24 protein-coding genes and 1 pseudogene are annotated in these 24,988 nt (G+C 49.7%); 9 read left to right on the forward strand and 16 right to left on the reverse strand.

Translation table 11 applies throughout. The features are described from left to right. Nucleotides 1-8: 8 nt before the first annotated feature. Nucleotides 9-212, forward strand: a complete 204-nt coding sequence (locus RDY34_RS00970) for a hypothetical protein (protein ID WP_240002724.1) — start codon at nucleotides 9-11, stop codon at nucleotides 210-212. Here RDY34_RS00970 and RDY34_RS00975 read toward each other — a convergent pair. Beyond that, nucleotides 166-972 (reverse strand): sulfite exporter TauE/SafE family protein, encoded by an 807-nt coding sequence (locus tag RDY34_RS00975; RefSeq protein WP_003752591.1) that lies wholly within the window; start codon nucleotides 970-972, stop codon nucleotides 166-168. The genes RDY34_RS00970 and RDY34_RS00975 overlap by 47 nt on opposite strands. After that, the gene (gene pssA, locus RDY34_RS00980; protein WP_003752593.1) at nucleotides 973-1,719 is read right to left on the reverse strand and encodes a CDP-diacylglycerol--serine O-phosphatidyltransferase; all 747 of its coding nucleotides are present in this window, start codon (nucleotides 1,717-1,719) and stop codon (nucleotides 973-975) included. It lies immediately after the preceding gene. Between the two features lie 189 nt (nucleotides 1,720-1,908). On the opposite strand from pssA, the gene RDY34_RS00985 reads away from it, so the two are divergent. Both RDY34_RS00985 and RDY34_RS00990 read left to right on the forward strand, forming a co-directional pair. Beyond that, nucleotides 1,909-2,928, forward strand: a complete 1,020-nt coding sequence (locus RDY34_RS00985) for a hypothetical protein (protein ID WP_155811409.1) — start codon at nucleotides 1,909-1,911, stop codon at nucleotides 2,926-2,928. Nucleotides 2,929-2,931: 3 nt separating this feature from the next. Next, nucleotides 2,932-3,339, forward strand: a complete 408-nt coding sequence (locus tag RDY34_RS00990) for a hypothetical protein (protein WP_003752599.1) — start codon at nucleotides 2,932-2,934, stop codon at nucleotides 3,337-3,339. Here RDY34_RS00990 and RDY34_RS00995 read toward each other — a convergent pair. Further along, nucleotides 3,257-3,852 (reverse strand): annotated as a pseudogene (locus RDY34_RS00995) (pirin family protein); the annotation flags it as partial. The gene RDY34_RS00990 and the pseudogene RDY34_RS00995 sit on opposite strands and share 83 nt — an antisense overlap. Before the next feature lie 211 nt (nucleotides 3,853-4,063). On the opposite strand from RDY34_RS00995, the gene RDY34_RS01000 reads away from it, so the two are divergent. Next, nucleotides 4,064-4,546 (forward strand): DUF4189 domain-containing protein, encoded by a 483-nt coding sequence (locus tag RDY34_RS01000; protein ID WP_003752604.1) that lies wholly within the window; start codon nucleotides 4,064-4,066, stop codon nucleotides 4,544-4,546. A 51-nt stretch (nucleotides 4,547-4,597) separates the two neighbouring features. Here the strand turns inward: RDY34_RS01000 and RDY34_RS01005 are convergent, their stop codons facing one another. Next, nucleotides 4,598-5,809, reverse strand: coding sequence for a uracil-xanthine permease family protein (locus RDY34_RS01005; protein ID WP_003752606.1), 1,212 nt, complete (start codon nucleotides 5,807-5,809; stop codon nucleotides 4,598-4,600). A gap of 222 nt (nucleotides 5,810-6,031) precedes the next feature. Here RDY34_RS01005 and RDY34_RS01010 point away from each other — a divergent pair, with 222 nt between their 5' ends. The 4 genes from RDY34_RS01010 to RDY34_RS01025 all read left to right on the forward strand — a co-directional run bounded on the left by RDY34_RS01010 (nucleotide 6,032) and on the right by RDY34_RS01025 (nucleotide 11,174). Continuing rightward, a complete protein-coding gene (locus RDY34_RS01010) occupies nucleotides 6,032-8,470 on the forward strand; it encodes a DNA translocase FtsK (protein ID WP_003752609.1) in 2,439 nt (812 codons plus the stop codon). Nucleotides 8,471-8,678: 208 nt separating this feature from the next. Then, nucleotides 8,679-9,989: a trigger factor gene (gene tig, locus RDY34_RS01015; RefSeq protein WP_308074682.1), complete on the forward strand. Its 1,311-nt coding sequence runs from the start codon at nucleotides 8,679-8,681 to the stop codon at nucleotides 9,987-9,989. A gap of 95 nt (nucleotides 9,990-10,084) precedes the next feature. Continuing rightward, nucleotides 10,085-10,699 carry an ATP-dependent Clp endopeptidase proteolytic subunit ClpP gene (gene clpP / locus RDY34_RS01020; RefSeq protein WP_002225167.1) on the forward strand — a complete coding sequence of 205 codons (615 nt, stop codon included), beginning with the start codon at nucleotides 10,085-10,087 and terminating at the stop codon, nucleotides 10,697-10,699. Between the two features lie 154 nt (nucleotides 10,700-10,853). Further along, a complete protein-coding gene (locus RDY34_RS01025) occupies nucleotides 10,854-11,174 on the forward strand; it encodes a hypothetical protein (protein ID WP_196428164.1) in 321 nt (106 codons plus the stop codon). On the opposite strand, the gene ispG is transcribed toward RDY34_RS01025, so the two are convergent. The 7 genes from ispG to RDY34_RS01060 all read right to left on the reverse strand — a co-directional run bounded on the left by ispG (nucleotide 11,141) and on the right by RDY34_RS01060 (nucleotide 18,537). Continuing rightward, entirely contained in the window at nucleotides 11,141-12,406 is a 1,266-nt protein-coding gene (ispG, locus tag RDY34_RS01030; RefSeq protein ID WP_196428165.1) for a flavodoxin-dependent (E)-4-hydroxy-3-methylbut-2-enyl-diphosphate synthase, read from the reverse strand. The genes RDY34_RS01025 and ispG overlap by 34 nt on opposite strands. A 15-nt stretch (nucleotides 12,407-12,421) precedes the next feature. Beyond that, nucleotides 12,422-13,183, reverse strand: coding sequence for a type IV pilus biogenesis/stability protein PilW (gene pilW / locus RDY34_RS01035; protein WP_025457070.1), 762 nt, complete (start codon nucleotides 13,181-13,183; stop codon nucleotides 12,422-12,424). A 2-nt stretch (nucleotides 13,184-13,185) separates the two neighbouring features. After that, complete coding sequence (rlmN, locus tag RDY34_RS01040) at nucleotides 13,186-14,280, reverse strand: dual-specificity RNA methyltransferase RlmN (RefSeq protein WP_003752621.1); 1,095 nt, start codon at nucleotides 14,278-14,280, stop codon at nucleotides 13,186-13,188. Nucleotides 14,281-14,423: 143 nt separating this feature from the next. After that, complete coding sequence (gene ndk, locus RDY34_RS01045) at nucleotides 14,424-14,849, reverse strand: nucleoside-diphosphate kinase (RefSeq protein ID WP_003752625.1); 426 nt, start codon at nucleotides 14,847-14,849, stop codon at nucleotides 14,424-14,426. 58 nt (nucleotides 14,850-14,907) lie between these two features. Beyond that, nucleotides 14,908-16,059, reverse strand: coding sequence for a cell division protein ZapE (gene zapE / locus RDY34_RS01050; RefSeq protein WP_003752627.1), 1,152 nt, complete (start codon nucleotides 16,057-16,059; stop codon nucleotides 14,908-14,910). Between the two features lie 505 nt (nucleotides 16,060-16,564). Continuing rightward, nucleotides 16,565-17,392, reverse strand: a complete 828-nt coding sequence (gene fghA / locus RDY34_RS01055; protein WP_003752632.1) for an S-formylglutathione hydrolase — start codon at nucleotides 17,390-17,392, stop codon at nucleotides 16,565-16,567. 8 nt (nucleotides 17,393-17,400) lie between these two features. Next, nucleotides 17,401-18,537, reverse strand: coding sequence for an S-(hydroxymethyl)glutathione dehydrogenase/class III alcohol dehydrogenase (locus RDY34_RS01060; protein ID WP_025456815.1), 1,137 nt, complete (start codon nucleotides 18,535-18,537; stop codon nucleotides 17,401-17,403). A gap of 120 nt (nucleotides 18,538-18,657) precedes the next feature. Here RDY34_RS01060 and RDY34_RS01065 point away from each other — a divergent pair, with 120 nt between their 5' ends. Then, a complete protein-coding gene (locus RDY34_RS01065; protein ID WP_003752636.1) occupies nucleotides 18,658-19,065 on the forward strand; it encodes a MerR family transcriptional regulator in 408 nt (135 codons plus the stop codon). A gap of 198 nt (nucleotides 19,066-19,263) precedes the next feature. Here RDY34_RS01065 and RDY34_RS01070 read toward each other — a convergent pair whose 3' ends face one another. The 5 genes from RDY34_RS01070 to RDY34_RS01090 form a co-directional block, all read right to left on the reverse strand. Next, nucleotides 19,264-19,578, reverse strand: a complete 315-nt coding sequence (locus tag RDY34_RS01070) for an integration host factor subunit beta (protein WP_002213349.1) — start codon at nucleotides 19,576-19,578, stop codon at nucleotides 19,264-19,266. 10 nt (nucleotides 19,579-19,588) lie between these two features. Next, nucleotides 19,589-21,274 (reverse strand): 30S ribosomal protein S1, encoded by a 1,686-nt coding sequence (rpsA, locus tag RDY34_RS01075; RefSeq protein ID WP_003752638.1) that lies wholly within the window; start codon nucleotides 21,272-21,274, stop codon nucleotides 19,589-19,591. A 155-nt stretch (nucleotides 21,275-21,429) separates the two neighbouring features. Then, nucleotides 21,430-22,086, reverse strand: coding sequence for a (d)CMP kinase (gene cmk, locus RDY34_RS01080; RefSeq protein ID WP_003752639.1), 657 nt, complete (start codon nucleotides 22,084-22,086; stop codon nucleotides 21,430-21,432). A 261-nt stretch (nucleotides 22,087-22,347) separates the two neighbouring features. Then, nucleotides 22,348-23,718, reverse strand: a complete 1,371-nt coding sequence (locus RDY34_RS01085; protein ID WP_308074683.1) for a sodium-dependent transporter — start codon at nucleotides 23,716-23,718, stop codon at nucleotides 22,348-22,350. A 540-nt stretch (nucleotides 23,719-24,258) separates the two neighbouring features. Beyond that, complete coding sequence (locus RDY34_RS01090; protein WP_118780352.1) at nucleotides 24,259-24,951, reverse strand: 16S rRNA pseudouridine(516) synthase; 693 nt, start codon at nucleotides 24,949-24,951, stop codon at nucleotides 24,259-24,261. Nucleotides 24,952-24,988: the final 37 nt, after the last annotated feature.

Genomic DNA, 24,988 nt, shown 5'->3' on the forward strand with positions numbered 1-24,988 from the left:
TTATCAGAATGCCGTCTGAAACCCTGCCGATTATCGGAATGTGGTTTCAGACGGCATTTGTTTTGTTTTCTGTATATTCTGCAAAGGTTTCGGTCAGGTTGTCTGTCCTTTTGTCGGAACAGAAGGCTGAGCAGCTAATTGCTTGTGCAAACGGTAAGAAGGTTTTTAAAGCAGGTTGTACAGCATTTTTCCGGCAATCAAAAGCAACATAATGCCGAAGGATTTTTTGAGTTTGGCAGAAGAAAGTTTGTGGGCGGTTTTGACACCGAGCGGGGCAAAGGCACTGGTTGCCGCGCTGAGGACGGCGACGGCGGGCAGGTAAAGGAAGCCCAGCGACCCTTCGGGCAATCCTGCAATATTCAGGCCGTTGAGCAGATACGATATTGCGCCAGAGAGTGCAATCGGCCAGGCAAGGCCGGATGATGTGCCGATGGCTTTATGGGCGGGGAAGCCGCAGTGGATTAAGAAGGGGACGGAAAGTGAACCGCCGCCTATGCCGACCCAGCTCGACATTGCGCCGAACAGTGTGGAAACCGCAGTCAGTCCGGGCAGCTTGGGCAGCGGGCGGGATGCCGTCTGAGGGCCGGTATGCAGTGTTTTGAATGCGACGGCAGTTAAAAACAGGATGAAGAAAATTTGAAGCCCGAATGCGGGGATATATTTTGCGGAGAGTGCGCCCGCGAATACGCCGAATATCATACCCGGCATCATCGCAAATACGGTTTTCCAGTCGACCGCCTGTTTTTTGTGCTGCCCCAACATACTGGAAAAGGCGGTGAAGACCATGACGGCGAAGGATGTGCCGACGGCGAGGTGTTGCGCGTAAGGATGTTGTGCCAAACCCTGCAAATCAAGTACCCATAAAACGACAGGGACAATCAGCGTGCCGCCGCCTACGCCGAACAGGCCGGCGACAAAACCTGCCGCACTGCCTACGGCAAGCAGGATTAAGATAATGTCCCAATGCCACATTTAATCCGCCTTTCTGTATTTTTTCCAGAATCGGTGTGCCGCCATAATGTAGCCGGACAGGCTGTATCCGAGAAAGAACAGGAAGAGGACGAGCGACGGTTCCCAAGTGACCAGAAGCAGCAGTAAGACGGCAAGCAGCATTCCGACAAAGGGGACTTGTCTGCGGATGTTGATTTCTTTAAAACTCCAAAAAGGGATTTGGACAATCATCGACAGGCCGGCAAACAGTGTGATGCCCAATGCCCACCAGTGGACGGCGGGGAATTTTTCGACGCTGTGGTTGACCCAAATCAGCCCGACAATCAGCGCGGCGGCGGTCGGACTGGGCACGCCGATAAACCAGCGTTTGTCCACCTTGCCGATGAGCGTGTTGAACAGGGCGAGGCGCAGGGCGGCGCAGGCGCAGTAGATGAAGGCGACGGAATAACCGATTTTGCCGAACTGCCAAAGCTGCCATTTGTAGGCAATAAGTGCGGGGGCAACGCCGAAGCTGACCATGTCGGCAAGGCTGTCGAGCTGCTCCCCGAACGCGCTTTGGCTGTTGGTCAGCCGCGCCACGCGCCCGTCCATACCGTCCAAAAGCATGGAAATGAATACGGCAATAGCGGCGGTTTCATAACGTCCGTGCATGGATTGGGTGATTGCGTAAAACGCGGAAAACAGCGCGGCGATGGTAAAGGAATTGGGCAGCAGGTAGATACTGTTTTGACGCAGGGAGCGTTGCGGGGTGTTTGGCGGGATTTCCATAGCTGAAGTGTCTCACGGACGTGGAGAATTGATGTTCGGATTATAACGCAAACGCTTATCGAACAATACGCCCTGCTGGTTTAAGCCTCTGATAAGATGTTTGCATGAAAGGCGGAAACAGAAGCCACGGGCGGCTTTGCCATTGCTATCGGTAATGTCAGCAAGTCCAACTTGATTAGAAGTACGGTATTGGCTCCGAACTCAACCATTGATGATAAATCTGACAGCAGCCTTTTGTTGGGTAATAGTGCGACCATTACAAAAAGTACAAATTCGGTTGCATTCGGTCTGCTCTCTAAAATCGAAAATTCACAAAATGCCATTGCGTTTGGTCGAAGCACAAATGCAACAAATGCCAACAGAGGGATGGCAATCGGTTCAACGTCGACGGTTTTATCTGAAAACGGCGTTGCAGTAGGTGCGTTCTCCGAAGTAAAAAACTCGGAAAGTGCCGTCGTATTGGGTAAAAGTGCCAATGCAAAAGATGCTAACAATGCGATGGCATTGGGTGCTGATGCCACTGTTTCGGCTGAAAACGCCGTAGCACTCGGTAACGGTGCCAATACCAGCGGCAAAAATGCCGCTGCTGTCGGTAAAAATTCTAAGGCAAGCGGTAAAGATGCGGTTGCCATCGGTCATCAGGCAACAGCAGGCAAACACTCCGGATTCGGTGTGTCGATCGGTACGCATTCGTACATCAGTGAACAAAATACGAAACTGACACCGGAACGCTCAGGCTCATCCACACCGGAAGTTTTTGTAACCAGCGTGGTGAAAGAAATCGCGAAAAACCAGGCCAATGAAGGCAAATATTTCTGGTCGATAGTTGTCGGTACGGACTCCCGTTCCTATGGCTATCAAAAACACCGGGATTGGTGCTGGGGCTGGAGCCTATGCGGCCAACGGCGTTGCCATCGGTTTATCCGCCCGTACAAAGGAGATTTTGCTAGTGCAATCGGTTACAGATTACGTGCAAGCGGCAAACACGCCAGTGCTTTCGGCACAGGCAGCACCGCTACCGCAGAAGGCGGCTTGGCATTGGGTAACTTTGCCGTTGTGACAGAAAAAGGCGGCGTAGTGTTAGGTTCACATTCCAAAACCTCGGTTGCCGGTAATGTTTGGGGATACAATCTGCTGAAAAGTGCGGCTCAAACCCAAGACGATTTGATCGGCGGCAATAACGTTACTGCCTATGATACTGCCGTTTAAGAATTGGCAACGTTGAAATCCGGCGGCAGCGAAGTGGTAACGGAAAACAACTTTAAAACCATCTTCAACAAGTTTTATGAGTTTAAAGACGGCTTGAAAACCGAAGCCGATACAACGGATACCGACAAAACCATCGTTACCCTCGGTAAAAACGGCCTGAAAAATAATCCTGATTTTAAAGGGGATAAGGGCGATAAAGGTGAATCTGGTCAGGGCGTTTCACCCGGAAAATCGGTTAAAGTGGCTTCAGACGGCAGCGGCAACATCCGTGTCGAAGAGAAGGCAGACCATATCGAAATTTCGCTGAATCCGAAACTTGGCAATCTTGAGATAGGTTGTGCGTTTCGGGGACGGCTAAAGCGGTTTCCTTATCTGCATGAATGGCGATGTCCCAAACGTTCATTTCCGTAAAGGTTTTGGCTGTTCCTTTTTCTTCCCCGTATTTTCCGGCGATCAGCCGCAAACTTCCTGCACCTTCGGGAATCGCCGCAACGGGAATGGCGGCTTTGGCAAGGTGTAGGTAGCGGGGCGGAGTGTTCTTGTATCGGGGGGCAGATTGACCCCAAGCTGTACCATTTCAAAAAGCCCGCCTGTTTTGTTGAAGCGTTTGGAATGGAATTCTTCATGGATGATGCCCGAATCGGCAGTCATCCATTGCACGCCGCCTCCGCCGCTTGAGTCACGGTGTACGGCTTCGCCGCGATAGGCGATGGTTACGGTTTCAAAATCTTTGTGGGGGGGGGAGACACCTCGGGAGGTGCGGTTCGGATTGGGTGCAAATTCATAAGGTACGGCATAGTCGAGCATTAAAAACGGATTCGTTCCCTTGTCGTCGCCCATGTAGGAAAACAGAGACCGGACAGGGAAGCCGTCGCCTACCCGGTGTTGCCTGTCGGTACGGTAGATTTGTCTGACATTTCTCATGATGTATTCCTTTTTTAGTGTTATGCCGTCTTGAACGCTTTTTCAGACGGCATTTGAAGTGTTATTATGGGGTATACATGGGGCGTGCAGTATGCGGATGCCTGCCGGAAACGGCAATCCGTTTTGGAAGGCTAAACCGGCAAAGCAGGGATGTATTCTGTCTTTTTGTTTATAATGCAACAGAATTTGGACGAACCGTCGGGAATTTATCATGATGAAAAAGATACTGGCAGTATCGGCACTATGCCTGATGACTGCGGCAGCACAGGCTGCCGATACTTACGGCTATCTCGCCGTTTGGCAGAATCCGCAGAATGCGGACGATGTTTTGCAGGTTAAAACCACAAAAGAAGATTCGACGAAAAGCGAAGCGTTTGCCGAGTTGGAAGCCTTTTGCAAAGGTCAGGACACGCTTGCGGGCATTGCTGAAGACGAGCCGACCGGATGCCGGTCGGTCGTGTCGCTGAACAATACCTGTGTCGCGCTGGCATACCCGAAAGCCTTGGGCGCAATGCGCGTTGAAAACGCCGTTGTGATTACTTCTCCGCGTTTTACGAGCGTTCATCAGGTCGCACTCAACCAGTGCATCAAAAAATACGGCGCACAGGGACAATGCGGTTTGGAAACAGTGTATTGCACATCTTCTTCTTATTACGGCGGAACTGTGCGCTCTTTGATTCAAAATCTCAAATAAAACGGAAAATGCCGTCTGAAAGATGTTCAGACGGCATTTCCATATCAGCGGTCAGGATTCTTTCGGATCGGGCAGCAGGCTGTTCAACACAATGGCAAGTACGGCGCACAAGCCCACGCCGGCAAAGCTGAAGCTGCCCAATTTGAGCGTCATGCCGCCGATGCCCGTGGTCAGTACCGAGCTGACGATGACCAGGTTTTTCGGCAGCATCAAATCGACTTTGGCATCAATCAGCGTTTTCACGCCCAAAGAAGCAATCGTGCCGAACAGCAGCAGCATAATGCCGCCCATTACTGGCATCGGAATGGAAGCCAAAAACGCATTGAATTTGCCGAAAAACGCCATACAGACGGCAAAAACCGCCGCCCAAGTCATGATGACGGGGTTGCTGTTTTTGGTAATCATCACCGCACCCGTTACTTCGCCGTAGGTCGTAACCGGCGGGCCGCCGATCAGACCCGCAACGCATACGCCCAAACCGTCGCCTGCAAGGGTTTTGTCCAAGCCCGGGTCTTTCGTATAGTCTTTCCCCGTCACATTGCCGATTGCCATGATGCCGCCGATGTGTTCGATGGCGGGGGCGACGGCAACGGGCAGCATAAACAGTGCAGCCTGCCAGTTGATCTGAGGCGTTTCAAAATGGGGAACGGCGAACCAGGGCGCGTGTGCAATGCTTGCCGTGTCCACCAGTCCCATCAGCAGTGCCAAAACATAACCCGAAGCGACACCGATCAAGATGGGAATCAGCTTCATCATCCTGCTGCCGAAAACCGATACGATGGCGGTAACGGCAAAGGTAAAGCCGGAAAGAATCAGCGAATCGGTATAGTCGATGACCTGTTTGCCGTCCGCCTGACCCATTGCCATGCTGCTTGCCGCCACGGCAACAGACAGACCGATGACCATAATGACCGGACCGATGACGACCGGCGGCAGCAGCCTATGAACGGCAGCAAGTCCACGCCAGCGGATTAGTGCGGCAAATACAAAATACATAAATCCCGCAGCAAACAATCCGAACATGGTGGAGGGCAGACCCCATTCGCCGATAGCGTAGATAATCGGCGCGATAAACGCAAAAGAAGAGCCTAGAAAAATAGGCACTTTACGTTTGGTGGTAATTTGGAACAATAAGGTTCCTATGCCTGCCCCTAAAAGAGCAAGTGCCGGGTTCAGTCCCGTCAGCAGGGGAACCAGCACCATTGCGCCGAATGCAACGAATAAAATCTGAGCACCGGAAACGGCAAGTTTCAGTTGGTTCATACCATCTTCTTTCAATCGGTTCAAACGGCACGGATTATACTGGTTTGCCGAGGGTCTGCGTAAAAATACATATGGCGGGCAACAGATATGCCGTCTGAAAGGCAATGTCTGTCTGTTGCAGGATGAAAGCAGGAGAAATGGAGTATAATCCGACACTTTCCATATTCAATCCGCAAGCCGTCCGGCTTCCTTATTTCAGACGGCATTTTCCGGTAATACGGCATGACAGAAAAATCCCATAAAAAAACAGCAAAAGGCAGGGCGGGAAGCCCGTCCCCAACGTCCGCACGCAACAAGAAAGCCGACAACGGCGCACGGGGCAATAAAGTTTCCGAGCGGCTCAAGGCGGTCAAAGAGTTGCAGAAAACCGAAACCAAAAAGGCGCGTCCCGAACATGTCGTCAACCTTATCGGCGACGCACTGTGGCTGATGGGTTTGGCGGCAACCTTGTATTTGGCGATTTCCCTGATTAGTTTCGATATGGGCGATCCGTCTTGGTCGCACAGTTCGCCGGTTGTGGAAGATGTCGCCAATTGGGGCGGACTGTTCGGCGCGTATGTTGCCGATGTCGGCTATTATCTTTTCGGCTGGTCGTTCTGGTGGTGGATAGCGGCTGCCTGCGTCATGCTGTATAAAAATTTTCGTCTGCACGCAAAACGGACGGAAAACGAGGCATACAACCACAAAATCGCTGCCGCCGCGCTGTTTGTCCTGACGGTCTTCAGCCCTGTTTTGGAATATTTTGTGCTGGGCGGAAAATACAGTGAATCCTTGCCGGTCGGTGCGGGCGGTATGGTAGGTATACGTGTCGGCGCTATATTTGCATGGTTATTGGGAAAATCGGGCAGCCTTTTGATTATTTTGGTTGTTTTGTTGTTATCAGTGTCTTTGCTGGTACAGGTTTCATGGTTGGAAGTGTTGAACGGTACAAGTAGGACGATTCAAAATTGTCTGGCCGTATCGGGTAGAAAAATATCATCACTGGGAAAACGCCGTCCTCATACCAAAAAAGACAGTGTCGATACCCTAAACACCCGCCGTATGGTAAAAGAGGCTAAAAATATTACCGCCAAGCCCGTTGTTTCACTCGAAGGCAGTACCAGCAACCGCAAATCTGTAGCAGTCTCTGTTGCGCCGCTGCCTAAAATCCAAGCTTCGCTGTTTGAAGATAACGAAGTCCAGAGTAATGGAGAATATCACAAGCCTGCGTTGAATCTGTTGCGCCTTCCCGACAACGAGCCGGTCAGCATCAATCCTGCCGAATTGGAGCGCACTGCCGAACTGATTGAATCCAAGTTGGCAGAATTCGGCATCGGCGTGCAAGTCGTTTCTGCCACTTCCGGCCCTGTAATTACGCGTTATGAAATTGAACCCGCGCAAGGCATAAAAGGCAGCCAAATCGTTGCTTTATCTAAAGATTTGGCGCGTTCCATGTCGCTGCAATCCGTACGTATCGTAGAAACCATCGCAGGCAAAAACACGATGGGCATCGAGTTGCCCAACGATAAACGCCAAGACGTGATGTTGAGCGAAATCTTGTCTTCGCCCGTGTTTACCGAAGCCAAATCCAAACTGACCGTTGCATTGGGCAAAGACATCGCCGGTACGCCCGTCGTCGGCGACTTGGCGAAAATGCCGCACCTTTTGGTCGCCGGTATGACCGGTTCGGGCAAATCCGTCGGCGTGAACGGCATGATTATGTCCATGCTTTTCAAAGCTACGCCGGAAGAAGTCCGCTTCATCATGATTGATCCGAAAATGCTCGAATTGAGCATTTACGACGGTATTCCGCACCTGCTTTGCCCGGTCGTTACCGATATGCGCGAAGCAGGGCAGGCGTTGAACTGGTGCGTTGCCGAAATGGAAAAACGTTACCGCCTGCTCTCGCATGCAGGTGTGCGCAACTTGGAGGGCTTCAATCAAAAAGTCGAGGCTGCCAAAGCGGCCGGTAAGCCGCTGTTGAATCCTTTCAGCCTGTCTCCGGATAATCCGGAACCCTTGGAAAAATTACCATTGATTGTGGTCGTTATCGACGAGTTGGCAGATCTGATGATGACCGAACGCAAATCTGTTGAGCAGCAAATCGCACGCCTTGCCCAAAAAGCGCGCGCGGCAGGTATTCACATGATTGTCGCGACCCAACGTCCGAGCGTCGATGTCGTTACCGGCTTGATTAAGGCGAACATTCCGACGCGTATGGCGTTTACCGTACAAAGCAAAATCGACAGCCGCACCATTCTTGACCAGATGGGTGCGGACGAGCTGTTGAAATACGGCGACTCACTGTTCCTACAGCCGGGCAGCGCCGAGCCAACCCGACTGCAAGGCGCGTTTGTTTCAGATGACGAAGTTCATCAAGTCGTCAACTATGTCAAGTCGCAAGCCCACGCCGACTATATCGAAGGCTTGCTCACCGGCGAAGCTGCACTGGAAACCACCAATATCGTCAATCCGAATGCGGGAAGCGACGAATTGTTCGACCAAGCCGTTGCCTACATTTTGGAAAGCAAAAAAACTTCCATCTCTTCCCTGCAACGTCAGTTGCGCATCGGCTATAACCGCGCAGCAAACCTGATGGAAGCACTCGAAAATGCAGGTGTCGTTTCCCCTGCCGATATGAATGGCAGCCGTAAGATTTTGGCGCACAAGGACCATTTATAGCCCATATCGCAAAATGCCGTCTGAACGGCGGAATTGGCGTTTCAGACGGCATATTATGTTTCAGGCGGAACATTGTGATATACTTGCCAGCTAAAATTTCCCCTTTGCGGCAATGCGGTTCAAATATCCGTACCGTTGCGCTGTTTGCTTCCCCATGCAGGGAAGAAGGTTTATCATTTTATCAACACAACAAATTTAAGGGCTTATGATGAGCGTAACTGTTGAAACTTTAGAAAATCTGGAACGCAAAGTAGTGCTGTCTCTGCCTTGGTCCGAAATCAACGCAGAAACCGATAAAAAACTGAAACAAACCCAGCGCCGTGCAAAAATCGACGGTTTCCGCCCGGGTAAAGCACCTTTAAAAATGATTGCCCAAATGTACGGTGCAAGTGCTCAAAATGATGTCATCAATGAGATGGTTCAACGCCGCTTCTACGATGTTGCCGTTGCTCAAGAATTGAAAGTTGCCGGCTATCCGCGTTTCGAAGGCGTTGAAGGACAAGATGATAAAGAATTCCTGAAAATTGCTGCGATTTTCGAAGTATTCCCTGAAGTCGTTATCGGCGATTTGTCTGTACAAGAAGTTGAAAAAGTAACCGCTTCCGTCGGTGATGCCGAAGTGGATCAAACCGTAGAGATCCTGAGAAAACAACGCACCCGCTTCAACCATGTCGAACGCGAAGCCCAAAACGGCGACCGCGTCATCATCGACTTTGAAGGCAAAATCGACGGCGAACCTTTTGTCGGCGGCGCATCCAAAAACTACGCCTTCGTATTGGGCGCAGGTCAAATGCTGCCTGAATTTGAAGCCGGTGTAGTCGGCATGAAGGCAGGCGAGGGCAAAGACGTTACCGTCAACTTCCCTGAAGACTACCACGGTAAAGACGTTGCCGGTAAATCCGCTGTCTTCACCATCACATTGAACAACGTATCCGAACCCACTCTGCCTGAAGTTGACGCCGACTTCGCCAAAGCATTGGGTATAGCCGACGGCGACGTTGCTAAAATGCGCGAAGAAGTGAAGAAAAACGTAAGCCGCGAAGTGGAACGCCGCGTAAACGAACAAACCAAAGAATCCGTAATGAACGCGCTGCTCAAAGCCGTAGAGTTGAAAGTTCCGGTTGCTTTGGTCAATGAAGAAGCCGCCCGTTTGGCAAACGAAATGAAACAAAACTTCGTCAACCAAGGCATGGCCGATGCCGCGAACTTGGATTTGCCTTTGGATATGTTCAAAGAACAAGCCGAACGCCGCGTGTCTTTGGGTCTGATTTTAGCCAAACTGGTTGACGAAAACAAACTGGAACCGACTGAAGAGCAAATCAAAGCCGTTGTTGCCAACTTTGCAGAAAGCTACGAAGATCCTCAAGAAGTGATTGACTGGTACTACGCAGATCTTTCCCGCCTGCAAGCCCCGACTTCTTTGGCAGTAGAAAGCAACGTCGTTGATTTCGTTTTGGGCAAAGCCAAAGTAAACGAAAAAGCTTTGTCTTTTGACGAAGTGATGGGCGCGCAAGCCTGATTGTTCAAAAAATGCCGTCTGAAGGCAGTTTTTGAAAGCACCGAAGCCGCTTTTAAAGCCCGCTTTGGTGCTTTTCCATCATGAAAGGAGACGAAATGTCTTTTGATAACTATCTTGTCCCTACCGTTATCGAGCAGAGCGGTCGCGGTGAGCGTGCATTCGATATCTATTCCCGGCTTTTGAAAGAGCGCATCGTATTCTTGGTCGGACCGGTAACCGACGAGTCTGCCAATCTGGTGGTTGCCCAACTGTTGTTTTTGGAAAGTGAGAATCCGGATAAGGATATTTTCTTCTATATTAACTCGCCGGGCGGTTCGGTAACGGCCGGTATGTCGATTTACGACACCATGAATTTCATCAAGCCCGATGTATCGACTTTGTGCTTGGGGCAGGCGGCAAGTATGGGCGCGTTCTTATTGTCGGCAGGCGAGAAAGGCAAACGTTTTGCCCTACCCAACAGCCGGATTATGATTCACCAGCCTTTAATCAGCGGCGGTCTGGGCGGTCAGGCATCCGACATTGAAATTCACGCACGCGAACTTTTAAAAATCAAAGAAAAACTCAACCGCCTGATGGCGAAACATTGCGACCGCGATTTGGCAGATTTGGAACGCGACACCGACCGTGATAATTTCATGTCTGCCGAAGAAGCCAAAGAATATGGTTTGATTGACCAGATTTTGGAAAACCGCGCTTCTTTGCGGCTTTAATAAAAGAAACCTGAGAGAAACCGATGCCGTCTGAAACGTTCAGACGGCATTTGTTTCAAGCTGCGTTTGATATGGTATCGATACCGTCATCCACGGGACGGAAGAAGGATTTGGAGTTTTTTAAAGGATCCCCGTTCCCGCCTGTGATGGACGGATGCCGTCTGAAAGCCGAATGGGGCAGCAGTTTTTGCAAGGGCGCGACACCCGCATCCGCCTGAATCTGCCGGTACGGTTATTGAGAAAAGACAAGGGCAGGAAGCGGTATCCCGCCTTCCTTATTTATACCTGCAATTCATCTCCGTATTTGCCGATTGTATTTTCATATTGCGCCTCCATTCCTTATCGGTTTAAAAAATGCCTTTTCCAATGGGATGGGTTTTATATCAATGAAAATAAACGGTTTTTATTTAAAAATAGCCAAGGTAGGCTGGCGGTTGGATTTTATAGGGAGTGTATCGGGATAACCTTCCCTTGATGGCGTTTGAGTCCGTTCTCCCCATAATTGGTTTTGACATACTCTTCAACAATAGCCAGAAATTCCGTTGCAATGTTGTCGCCTTTCAGTGTTATTTTGCGCTCCCCATCTACATAAACCGGCGCGACGGGTGTTTCCCCCGTACCGGGCAGGCTGATGCCGATGTCAGCCAGTTTGCTTTCACCCGGTCCGTTGACGACACAGCCCATCACGGCGACATTCAAGGATTCCACGCCGGGATAAGCAGTACGCCATACGGTCATTTTTTGGCGCAGGTAGTTTTGCACATCTTGAGCCAGTTCTTGAAAAACGGTACTGGTGGTACGGCCGCAGCCGGGACAGGCAGTAACCATCGGCGTAAACGAGCGCAAACCCATAGTCTGTAAAATCTCTTGCCCGACGACGACCTCCTGAGTACGCGGGCTGCCAGGTTCCGGAGTGAGTGAAATGCGGATAGTGTCGCCGATTCCTTCTTGAAGCAAGACGGATAATGCCGCCGTTGATGCGACAATGCCTTTGCTGCCCATTCCCGCTTCGGTCAAACCCAAATGCAGCGGATAGGCGCAACGGCTGCCCAGTTCGCGGTAAACCTGAATCAAATCCTGAACCGCGCTGACTTTGCATGACAGGATGATTTTGTCTTCGGGCAGCCCTAATAGAACGGCTTTTTCGGCAGATTCCAAAGCGGAGACAATTAGTGCTTCCTTCATCACTTCTTCGGGCGGTTTCGGCGCGGAAGAAGCGAGGTTGGCATCCATCATACGTTTGGCGAGGCTCTGATCCAAAGAACCCCAGTTTACGCCGATGCGGACGGCTTTATCGTTTTCGGCAGCAGTCCGAATCATAAAGGCAAATTTTTCATCGCCTTTTACGCCTTTGCCAACATTGCCAGGATTGATGCGGTATTTGGACAGGGCTTTTCCACATTCGGGAAATTCCGCCAACAGGCGTTCGCCGTTGAAGTGGAAATCGCCAATCAGTGGTGTGGCATAGCCCATATCGTCCAAGCGGCGGCGGATTTCGGCAACTTTGGACGCGGCTTCGGGGCTGTTGACGGTGATCCGCACCATTTCCGAGCCGGCGTCACTCAATTCCTTAATCTGCAATGCGGTGGCTTTTGCATCGGCAGTGTCGGTGTTGGTCATAGATTGGATAACGACGGGTGCTTCTGAACCGACGGTAATATGATCGATGCGGACTTGATGCGTCCTGCGGCGTTGGAGTGTGTTCATATGGTTTGAATCTGTTTATTGACCGGTGAGGACGGTTTGCAATTCTTCCGAGTAGGGGAAATTTGCCTGCAGTTGCGCTTCGTATTCGAATGCCGCCTGCGCGTTGCCGAGGGCTTTGGCAATTTTCCAGCCAAGCAGCAAATCATCGGCCTGAAGGACTTCTACCCTGCTTTGGTATTTTTTAAAGTAGTAATCGGCATCGCCCAACTGCCCGGCCAGCATTTTGGTGCGCGCCAGTTCTTTAAATGCGGGGGGAAACTGCGGCTGCGAGGCGAGCGAGCGTTCCAAATAGGCTTCCGCCAATCCGAATTGCCCCTGTTTGGCACTGCATATGCCTTTATTCAGGTTGGCAATATAAGGGGTCGGGTAGGTGGGGTCGGCCAGGGCTTTGTCGAAATATGCCATAGATTCGGCAGGGCGGTTGAGCCTGCCGCACAGGAACCAGCCGTAGTTGTTGTTGATTTCGGCACTGTCGGGTTTGATGGAGAGGGCTTGCCGGAAACTTTCCTGCGCCTTGTCGTTAACTTTCAGGTATTGATAGATTTCGGCACGGACCAGCCAGGCAAGCTCGTTTTTAGGGTCCGATTTCAGGGCATCTTCAATACTTGCCGTCGCCTGACGGTAGTCCTGACCGCGCATATATTCCATTGCCAACTGGGTTTTGATATTGGAAACCTGATTGGCTTTTTCTGCCCGCGAGGGGCGGTAGGAAGTGCTGCACGCGCCCAAGGCAAGGACAAGTAATAAAGAGATTCGTTTGGATGGCTTAAAAGGCATAATTACCCCTGTTGTCCGATTAAAATCTGCTGCCATTTTTGTTGGCGGCGCGTTTTATCCTGAACCTGCCCCGCCAACTGTCCGCAGGCGGCATCGATGTCGTCGCCGCGCGTTTTTCGTACGGTAACGACAAATCCTGCCTGCTGCAAAATATCGCGGAACACACGGATGTTCTCATTGCTGGAGCGTTCGTATCCGGAGTTTGGGAAGGGATTGAACGGAATCAGATTGAACTTGCAGGGAACATCTTTGACTAGTTCGATCAGTTCGCGCGCATGTTGCGCCCTATCGTTTATTCCGTCCAACATGACGTATTCGAAAGTGATGAAATCCCTGGGTGCTTTGACCAGATAGCGCCGGCAGGCCGCCATCAGTTCTTTCAAGGGATATTTTTTGTTCAACGGTACGATTTGGTTGCGGACTTCGTCATTGGAAGCGTGGAGGGAAACCGCCAAAGCCACCGGCATGACATCGCGCAACCTGTCCATTTGGGGCACCATACCTGAAGTGGAAACCGTTACGCGGCGGCGGCTCAAACCGTAGCCGTGGTCGTCCAGCATAATGCTTAAGGCGGTAACGACATTGTCGAAGTTCGCCATCGGCTCGCCCATACCCATCATCACTACATTGGAAATCACACGTTCGTTTTTCGGTGTAACGCCCATTGCTTTGTTTGCCCACCACAACTGTCCGATGATTTCGGCAGCAGTCAGGTTGCGGTTGAAGCCCTGCCGGCCGGTCGAGCAAAATGTACATTCCAAAGCGCAGCCGACTTGCGAGGAAATGCAGAGCGTGCCGCGATCCGATTCGGGGATGAAGACGGTTTCCACCCCGTTCCCCGTCCCGACATCTAGCAGCCATTTTCGAGTGCCGTCTGAAGATTCTTGAGACATCATCAGCTTGGGAATTTCGATGCTTGCCTGTTCGTTCAGTTTATGGCGCAGGGATTTTGCCAAATCGGTCATTTCGTCAAAATTTTGCGCGCCGGATTGGTGCATCCAACGCATAACCTGTTTGGCACGGAAAGGTTTTTCGCCCATATCGGCAAAATGTCGGGTCAGCCCTTGAAGGTCGTAGTTGAGCAGATTGGTTTTCATGTGTTTGTGTTTTTCTTAAATTAAGGCTTCAAATAAAAAATTGCAGGGCAGGCAAGTTTGATTTGAAGCCTTTTGCAACAGAGTTTTCAGACGGCATGGATGTATTCTATGCCGTCTGAAGAGGAGTTGTGCGGTGTATTGTATCAACGGGGGCAGATTTCGGTTTGGCTGAAAAAGTAGGCAATTTCCAAAGCGGCATTTTCCACGCTGTCGGAACCGTGTACGGCATTAATGCTGACCGAAGTGGCAAAGTCCGCGCGTATCGTGCCTTCTGCGGCTTCGGCGGGATTGGTCGCCCCCATCAGTTCTCGGTTTTTCAGAACGGCGTTTTCGCCTTCCAGAACTTGAATCATAACCGGACCGCTGGTCATAAATTCAACCAATCCGGCATAGAAGGGGCGGTCTTTGTGAACCGCATAAAATTCTTGCGCTTCTTTGAGGGTAAGCTGCTTCATTTTGGCGGCAACGATTTTCAGACTGTTCTCCTCAAAGCGGCTGTATATTTTGCCGATAACGTTTTTTTCGACGGCATCGGGTTTGATGATGGAGATGGTGCGTTCAATCGCCATGCTATATCCTTATTTTTACTTAAGAAGAATCAAATCGGTATTCTATCAAAAAAATAACTTATCCGCCTGACGCCTTGGGAGATAGGGTCAGGTGCGGCTGTTCCAAATAAACTTCGGACTGCATTTCGACCATCCGGCTGGCGGTGCGGGTAAATTCTTCGGCAAAATCGCCTTCTGTATAGATATGGTTGACATCTACCGCGCCGGTGGCACACAGTTTGACCCGGAAATCGTAGAGTACGTCAATCAGCCAAGTCAGCCGCCGCGCCTCCGCCTTTTCTTGCGGTGAGAGTTGTTCCAAACCTGAAATAAAAACCATTTCATAATGTTCGGCCAAATACAGATAGTCGGACTGTGAGCGGGGGCCGAAGCACAGTGCGCGGAAATCAAACCATATGGCACGGGCGGACTCGGCTTTGTGGGGAATTTCCCGGCCGTGGATGGTGCTGATGCCGGGGTTCAAATCGGTAATGCCTGTCATTTCTTTGAACAGTTTTGCCAGTTTTGCCTCATTTTCTTCATTGGCAGGCGTAAAGAAAATCTCGGCGGGGCGGAGGGTACGCAGCCGGTAGTCTTCCCCGCCGTCAACGTTTAAGACGGTCAGGCTGGATTCGATGAGCGCGATTGTGGGAAGAAAACTGCTCCGGTTTTGTCCTTGGGGGTAGAGTTCGGAAGGCGCGTAGTTTGAAGTCGCCACCAAAACAACGCCCTCGTTAAGCAGGTTTTCCAGCAGACGGCCTAAAATCATTGCATCCGCAATATCGCTGACATGAAATTCGTCAAAACACAATACGCGGGTTTCTTTGGCAATCTCGGCGGCAACGGATTTCAACGGGTTGCTTTCGCTTTTCAGGGCTTTCAGCCGCCGGTGGATTTCTGCCATAAAGGCATGAAAGTGGACGCGGCGTTTGCGGCGGTAAGGGAGGCAGCCGAAAAAAGCGTCCATCAAAAAGCTTTTACCCCGGCCGACTCCGCCATAGAAATAAAGCCCTTTGGGGACTTGCGGGGAACGCAAACTCCTGCCTAAAAAACGGTTTCTTTTGCGTTTGAACATCATCAATTCGGTCCAAAGCCGATCGAGGTGTTCGATGGCGGCTGCCTGCGCGTCGTCACGGATGAAGTTGGGCAGTTGTGAGGCAGCCTGATACCAAGTCAGCGGGCTGTGGTTTTCAAACGGCGGAGCTTGAAAAAGTTGGTCTCTATTACTCATATTTAACCTTGTTATACTTCTTGCGGCAAAGAAAGAAAATGCTTACCGCCAGTATTATAAATGATTTCCTTCAAACTTGGCGTTTTCCGTAGAAAAGAATAATGAAGCGTGCAAGGGGGTATGAGCAAAGGCGGCGTTCCAATATGGTGCAGATATGAGCCCAAATGCCTTTTATTTCAGGCTGTGTTTTAATATTGAAGAAGGACAGATTAAACAGATGGTGAATCGCGAAGCTGTTACGCCCCCATCGGTTTGGAGGGATCGAAAACACAACAGGAACAGGCTGCTTATGCAAATTCGACAATGAAAATAAAAGTGAGCTAGGAAATACGGGCGATTTTAATGTTTGATTAAGCTCAAAAATCATACTAATCAAATCAAGGGCAGGGTTTGGTAATCCGTAGGACAGGCTTCTTTGGGTTCAGACGGCATACGTTGATGTCGGTATTTTGCCGGCACTTCTTACTACCCTCGTGCCGGCTATTCCAAACTGCTTTGCTTTAGCTTACTTCAAAAATGCCGCGTGATAGGCAATATGCTCGCCAATAAAACCGGCGATGAAGTAATAGCTGTGATCGTAGCCTTTGTGGAAGCGCACATCGGCCGGTTGGTTTGCCGCACGACAGGTTTCGATAAAATCTTCGGTACGCAATTGTGTCGGCAAAAACTCATCTTCCAAGCCCTGATCAATGCGCATACCTTGCACTTTATAGCCTTGTTGAATAAGCGAGTTGGCATCATATTGCTGCCATTTTTCACGATTGTTTCCCAAATAGGCAGTAAAGGCTTTTTCTCCCCAAGGCACAAGGCTTGGCGATAAAATAGGCGAAAAGGCAGAAACACTTTGATAACGTTCCTGATTCCGCAGCGCCAATACCAATGCGCCGTGTCCGCCCATCGAATGCCCCATAATGGAACGTTTGCCGTTGGTAGGAAAATTTTCCTCAATCAGACTAGGCAACTCATTCAAAATATAATCATACATTTGATAATTCGTCGCCCAAGGCTGCTCGGTCGCATTAAGATAAAAGCCCGCACCCTGCCCTAAATCGTAAGCATCATCGTTCGGCACTTGCTCTCCGCGAGGGCTGGTATCGGAGGCCACCACAATTACTTGATGTTCTGCCGCATAACGCTGAAAGCCTGATTTGGTAATGAAATTTTGTTCCGTACACGTCAAGCCGGAAAGCCAATAAATCACACCAAGCGGTCGATTTTCTGGATTATTTGGCAAATAGACGGCAAATTTCATTTCGCATTGCAGCGTTTGGGCATGATGCGCCCAAACTTGTTGCGAACCGCCAAAAATTTGATGTTGTTCAATCAGTTTCATCGCATACCTTAGTAGTGAATAACGGCGCGGATCGATTTACCTTCGTGCATTAAGTCAAAGGCTTTATTGATTTGATCGAGTGTCATTGTGTGGGTTACAAACGGTTCTAACTCAATGTCGCCTTTCATTGAATCTTCCACCATTTTCGGCAGTTCAGAGCGACCTTTCACACCGCCAAATGCTGAACCTTTCCAAACACGACCTGTTACCAACTGGAACGGACGCGTTGAAATTTCTTGTCCTGCACCTGCTACGCCGATGATAATGGATTGTCCCCAACCACGGTGCGCACTTTCTAATGCCTGACGCATTACGTTTACGTTGCCGATACATTCAAAGGTGTGATCAATGCCCCATTTATTGATGTCTAACAACACATCTTTAATCGGTTTATCGTAATCGTTCGGGTTCAAACAATCCGTTGCACCAAACTGTTTTGCCAACTCGAATTTTGAAGGATTAGTATCAATGGCGATAATGCGGCCGGCTTTGGCTTGACGCGCACCTTGCACCACCGCCAAACCAATCGCGCCTAAGCCAAACACGGCAACAGAGTCGCCTTCTTGCACTTTTGCCGTATTATGTACCGCACCAATACCTGTGGTAACGCCGCAGCCGAGCAAACATACATGTTCGTGGTTGGCTTCTGGGTTGATTTTCGCCAGTGAAACTTCGGCAACAACGGAATATTCACTGAAAGTCGAACAGCCCATATAGTGATAAATCGGCTGACCTTGATAAGAAAAACGCGTCGTGCCGTCCGGCATTAAGCCTTTACCTTGTGTATCACGCACTGAGACGCATAAGTTGGTTTTACCTGAACGACAAAACTCACATTCACCACATTCAGCGGTATAAAGAGGAATGACGTGATCACCTGGTTTTACGCTTGACACACCTTCGCCCACAGCAACAACCACACCCGCACCTTCATGCCCAAGTACCACAGGAAACACGCCTTCAGGATCGCTTCCTGATAACGTAAATGCATCAGTATGGCACACGCCCGTGTGGGTATTGCGGATTAACACCTCGCCTTTGCGCGGCATTTCTACGTCGATTTCCACAATTTGTAAGGGTTGGTTAGGGGCGAATGCCACCGCCGCACGAGATTTGATGGTTGAATTGGTTTGTTTCATTTCCATTGTCTTTCCTCTTAATTCATTGACAAAACAGCCTTGCCTGAGCAACATAGCAACAGTTTACACTTTAGAGTTAACTCTAAAGCAAGTGTTTTTTACTGTTTTTGTTTAGAAGAAGGGAAAATGACTTATATCACTGCCAAAGCCGCCGAAAAAATAGGCATCTCCGCCCACACCCTACGTTTTTACGACAAAGAAGGCTTGTTGCCTAATATCGGACGTGATGAATATGGTAACCGCTGTTTTACCGATAACGATTTGCAATGGTTGGGCTTATTGCAATGCTTGAAAAATACGGGAATGAGTTTAAAAGACATCAAACGCTTTGCGGAATGTACCGTCATTGGCGACAATACCATTGAAGAACGCCTTTCCTTGTTTGAAAATCAAATAGAAAATGTGAAGTGTCAAATTGCCGAATTAAAACGCTATTTAGATTTGCTTGAATACAAATTAGCGTTTTACCAAAAAGCGAAAGCATTAGGTTCGGTAAAAGCCGTAAATTTGCCGCAAATTCCTGAAACGGCTTAGTTTTAGTGCAATAAGCAGGATTTTTGTCCTGTTCGTAATAGAAATCAACAATTTGTTGTTTAAAAAGCGGATTGTAAGCAATGATAAAAAAATCCACGCTCTAATCCGTTGCTTGCTTGGCTTAAGGTATTGAAGCAGCGGATGAAGTTAAACCACAGAAAAAAACGCCGCTTGGAAGCGGCGTTTTGATGCTAAGGTTTAATTGGCATTTTCTTTTAAAGCCAAATCGACCCGCTCGCGCAATTCTTTACCGGGCTTGAAGTGGGGTACATGTTTTTCAGGTACTTCCACACGCTCGCCGGTTTTGGGATTGCGACCGATGCGGGCAGGACGATGGTTCAAATCGAAGCTGCCGAAACCGCGAATTTCGATGCGTTGACCTCGGGCAAGCGATCGGGTCATGGTGTCAACCAAGACTTTTACGCTGTACTCTACGTCTTTTGCCAGAAGATGCGTGCCGTTTTTGGCGGCAAATACTTCTGCCAAGCGAACCATTAACTCAGACTTTGTCATGTCTGCAACCTTATTCTTGCTCGCCGGAGAGTTTGGCTTTCAGCAGGTCGCCCAAGCTGGTGGTACCGGCATTCGCATTGGCAGCGGCATTGACGGAGTTCAGTGCTTCGCGGCTTTCTTTGGCATCTTTGGCTTTAACGGAAAGTTTGATGCTGCGGTTTTTGCGGTCAACGGTAACGATGACGGCTTCAACTTCGTCGCCTTCTTTCAGTTTGGTGGTCAAGTCTTCAACGCGGTCGGCTGCAAATTCGGAAGCAGGCAGGTAGCCTTCTACTTCGTCAGACAGGGCAACAACAGCACCTTTGGCGTCAACAGATTTCACAGAACCTTTAACCAAAGAACCTTTGTCGTTCACGCTGATGAAGTTGCCGAACGGATCGCCTTCCAGTTGTTTGATACCCAAGGAGATGCGTTCTTTTTCCACGTCGATTGCCAATACGACGGCTTCGACTTCTTCGCCTTTTTTGTATTTGCGTACGGCTTCTTCGCCGGATTCGGTCCAAGACAGGTCGGACAGGTGAACCAGGCCGTCGATGCCGCCGGGCAGGCCGACGAATACGCCGAAATCGGTAATGGATTTAACCGCACCGGAGATTTTGTCTCCTTTGTTGTGGTTGGCGGCAAATTCTTCCCAAGGATTGGCTTGGCATTGTTTCATACCCAAAGAGATACGGCGGCGGCCTTCGTCGATTTCCAAAATCATGACTTCGACTTCGTCGCCCAGTTGTACGACTTTGCTAGGGTGTACGTTTTTGTTGGTCCAGTCCATTTCGGAGACGTGTACCAAACCTTCGATGCCTTGTTCGATTCCGACGAATGCGCCGTAGTCGGTCAGGTTGGATACTTTGCCGAACAGGCGGGTGCCTTGAGGATAACGGCGGGTCAGACCGCTCCAAGGATCTTCGCCCAGTTGTTTCATACCCAAGGAAACGCGTTGTTTTTCTTGGTCGAATTTCAATACTTTGGCTTCAACTTCCTGACCGACTTCCAAGACTTCGCTCGGGTGTTTCACGCGACGCCATGCCAAATCGGTGATGTGCAGCAGACCGTCGATACCGCCCAGGTCAACGAATGCGCCGTAGTCGGTGATGTTTTTGACGATGCCTTTGATGACGGAGCCTTCTTGCAGGTTTTCCAGCAGGGCTTTGCGTTCTTCACCCAAAGTGGCTTCCAGAACGGCGCGGCGGGAAACAACGACGTTGTTGCGTTTTTTGTCCAGTTTGATCACTTTGAATTCGATCTCTTTGCCTTCAAAGTGGGAAGTGTCTTTAACGGGACGTACGTCGACCAAAGAACCCGGCAGGAATGCGCGGATGCTGTTGATCATAACGGTCAGACCGCCTTTGACTTTTCCGTTGATGATGCCGGACAGGATGTCGCCGTTTTCCATGGCTTCTTCCAGGGCAATCCAATCGGCTGCGCGTTTGGCTTTTTCGCGGGACAGTTTGGTTTCGCCGAAGCCGTTTTCGACGGATTCGATGGTAACGGTAACGAAGTCGCCGACTTTAACTTCAATTTCGCCTTGAGCGTTTTTGAATTCAGCTACATCAATCAGGGATTCTGATTTCAGACCTGCGTTTACGGTAACGAAGTTTTGGTCGATTGCCACTACTTCAGCGGTAATCACCTCACCCGGGTTCATTTCTTGCAGGGTAAAGCTTTCTTCCAACAGCTGAGCAAAATTTTCCATAGACATATATAACTCTTTTCGGTACACCGCCAAGGGGTGCAGGGTGGGTTGGTGGATGTCTGCCGTCCTTGGCAGGGCAGACGGGTAAATAAGGTTTCAGACGGCATATGGGGGATTTTTATGCCGTCTGAAACGTAATGTGGGCAATTATACCTGAAAATTTAAACTTTACGATACCAATCAAGCACTTTTTTTACAGTTTCTTCTATAGTCAGGCGGCTCGTATCCAAAAGCAGGGCATCGGGCTGTTGTTTCAGGGGGGCGAGCGTGCGGTTTCGGTCTGCCTCGTCTCTGGCTTCGATGTCGGACAGGATGCGCTCGAATGCCAAACCTTCGCAGGGGATGCCGATTTGTTTGGCACGGCGTTCGGCCCTGATTTTGGATTCTGCCGTCAGGAAGATTTTGAGTTCGGCTTCGGGGAATACGACTGATCCGATGTCCCGTCCGTCGGCAACCAGCCCTTTGGCGGTTAGGAAGTCGCGTTGTCGTTGCAGCAGGGCGGCACGGACTTTCGGCAATTGCGCGACAGCGGATGCCCCCATGCCTATGGCTTCTGTACGTATGCCGTCTGAAACGTCTTCTCCGCCGAGCAGGATGCGGCTGCCTGCAAATACGGCAGGCAGTTTTTCGGCAAGTTCGGAAATGCGGTGCTCGTCATGCCATTGGACACCTTGTTTTTGTGCATACAGTGCGGTCAGACGGTAAAGTGCTCCGGAGTCGAGATAGTCGTATCCCAATGCGGCTGCGACTCGGGAGGCTACCGTTCCCTTGCCTGATGCTCCCGGACCGTCGATAGCGATTACTTTTTGTCTGTTCATAAGAGAATTCCTGATAACTTGGCATGTGGGATTTTTAATTTTACATGTCGCCCTAAGGGTGTTTCCCGTTAAGGGCTGATTCTACCTGTTTCAAAGGATTATCGTCTAAGCGTGCGAATTACCGGTTACTCAGGAAATTTTAATCGGACTTCAGAACCTGATAAATCTGTTCGGATTTTAGCATTTCGGATATTGTAGTGGAAATAAAAGCAATGCCGTCTGAAATGAGTATGGCTTTCAGACGGCATTAATCGGTGTGAATCAGAAAAGGTTGCTGACAAAAATCAGCAGGATTACGAGCGGTACGAGGTATTTCACATAGGCAAACCAGATATTGACCGTCGTATGATTGCCTTTATAAAGTAATTCGTCCTTCGCTTCGTCCTTCATCACGAAACCGACAAACAATGCCGAGCCGAGCGCGGTCAGCATAAACAAGATGTTGCCGCTGATGTAGTCAAAAGCATCAAAAATATTTTTGCCAAATATGGAAACATCTTTCCACGGGCCGTAGCTCAAAATAGACGGGATGTTGCCGAAAACGAAGATGGCGGCCAACACAATCGTAATCGCGGCGGTACGGCGGATTTTGGTTTTTTCCTGAATGGTCGTAATCAACACTTCATAAATCGTCAGCGAAGTCGTCAGCGCGGCAATCAAAAGTAGCGAGAAGAAAATCACGGCAAACACAGGTCCTGCCCACATATGCGAAAACACAATCGGCAGGCTTTGGAATACCAAAGTCGGGCCGGAATCGGGGGCAACGCCGAAGCTGAAGAGTGACGGGAAAATCATAAAGCCCGCCAGTACGGCGATGATGGTATTGGTAATTGCCGTGATAACTGCCGTCTGAACCAAATTTTCGTTTTTATCCAGATAGCTGGACAAGGTAATCATCACGCCGAAACCCAAACTCAGAGCGAAAAATACTTGTCCCAAAACGAAGACGAAAAGTTCGGTGGTAATCTTGCTGAAATCGGGCTTCAGATAGAAAGTAATCCCTTCCATTGCGCCCGGCAGGGTAACGTTGCGGACGACCATCGCGATTAGGAACAAAAACAGCAGCGGCATCAGGTATTTCGCTGCTTTTTCAATGCCGCCGATAACGCCTTTGACCAAAATCCATTGGTTCACAACGACAAACAAGAAAGTGTAGAACGCAATTTCCCAGGGGCTGCTTTCAATGTGTTCGGTAAAGAAGCCTTTTGTAACCACACCGTCGACGGGGCTGGAAATATTCAGATTTCCGCCAATAATATTAACGATATAGCTGATGACCCAACCACCGAGTACCATGTAATAAGCCATAATGCCGAACGCGCCGAGCAGCCCCATCCAGCCGACCAGTTTCCAAATTTTGGCAACGGGTTTGCCGTTCATAGAGCCGCCGAACGCATCCAGCGCGTTCACGCCTTTGCGCCGCCCGATGACGTTTTCCACCAAAATCATCGGTATACCGATAACGAGCATGGCGATACAGAATAAAAATACATACGCGCCGCCGCCGTTTTCACCGACTAGGTAGGGAAAACGCCAAGTTGCGCCAAAGCCGACGGTTGCCCCGGCAACAGTCAGGATATAGGTTAATCGGCTGGACCAGGTTTGACGATTGGTATTTGAAGGGGAAGACATATTGAAACAGTGCCATATTGAGATAAAGCGAAAATTTTACACATTTTTCTTAATGGGAACTGACTGAATGCTTTTTAACCGTCCGGTGTTTTTAACTGAAATATATATATTTTTTAGAGAATATCCCCGATATGCAAGAATAAGGGTTTGCCGCAATCAAGCGGGTATTCAAACCACGGTCATTCCTGATTATGGATGGTGCTGCCGACAGTGCTTACGCGTGGCGTGTGTTGAATTTTGATTTTCAGGTAGCGGCAGTGTCGGCAATTCTGTTTTTGCGTGTGCGGCAACAGGTATTTTATTTGCCGGGCAATGTCCGGTAGCTTGGGCGGAAAATTTGAAATAAAAAAAACCATCTATACCGGAAAGTATAGATGGTCAAACACATTACGGGGAAAACGTCTTACTCATAAGCCTGCTTGCACAGGCATTGCTCAGACAGGCGGATTATATCGCAAACCGGCTGTTTTTGAGTTAATTTCGGTTAAATTATTCATTTTATAAGTATGTATTTGAATATAGGTAAATAATGGCATTTTTTCAGAATTTGGGGCATTCGATAAATTTCCATTCTCCGAGTTTGAGGTTTTCTGTTTCCAGATGTGCGAATCGCCGGCGGTGAAGATGCTGCACGCGGTTGCCTGCGGCGGCGACCATACGTTTGACTTGGTGGTATTTTCCCTCGGTAATGGTCAGGAGCAATGCGGACGGGCTTTCCAATACGGCATCGGCGGCGTAAACCGTTTCGTTTTCGTCGTGGAGCAGGACACCGTTTTTCAGGGTTTCGCAAAGCGTTTCGCCGGCAGGGTGCTTGAGTGTAACTTCGTACAGTTTGGGGATTTTATGGTTGGGGGAAGTCAGCTTGTGGTTCAGGTGTCCGTCGTTGGTAATCAGCAATACGCCGGTCGTATCCGCATCCAGCCTGCCGACCGCCTGCATATCGATGTTCCGCATATTGTCGGGGAACAGGCTGAATATGCTGCGGTAGTGCTTCGGTTTGTGTGAAGTTTCGTAATCTGTGGGTTTGTTGAGCAGGATATAGAAATAAGGTTCGGGAATAACGGTTACTGCTTTGCCGTCAATATCCAACGTTTCGACGGATGAGGAATCGATGTCTGCATCGGTGTCGTCCATGCAGATTCCGTTGATGGAGACGTAACCGCCCCTAATCAGCCATTGGCACTGCTTGCGGCTTCCTATGCCTTGATATTGCAGGTATTTGATGAGTTTCATGATGGTATGGGAAATGTGGGATGAAAAAGACAGGACT

Source organism: Neisseria polysaccharea (genome assembly GCF_963392925.1).
GTDB lineage: Bacteria > Pseudomonadota > Gammaproteobacteria > Burkholderiales > Neisseriaceae > Neisseria > Neisseria polysaccharea.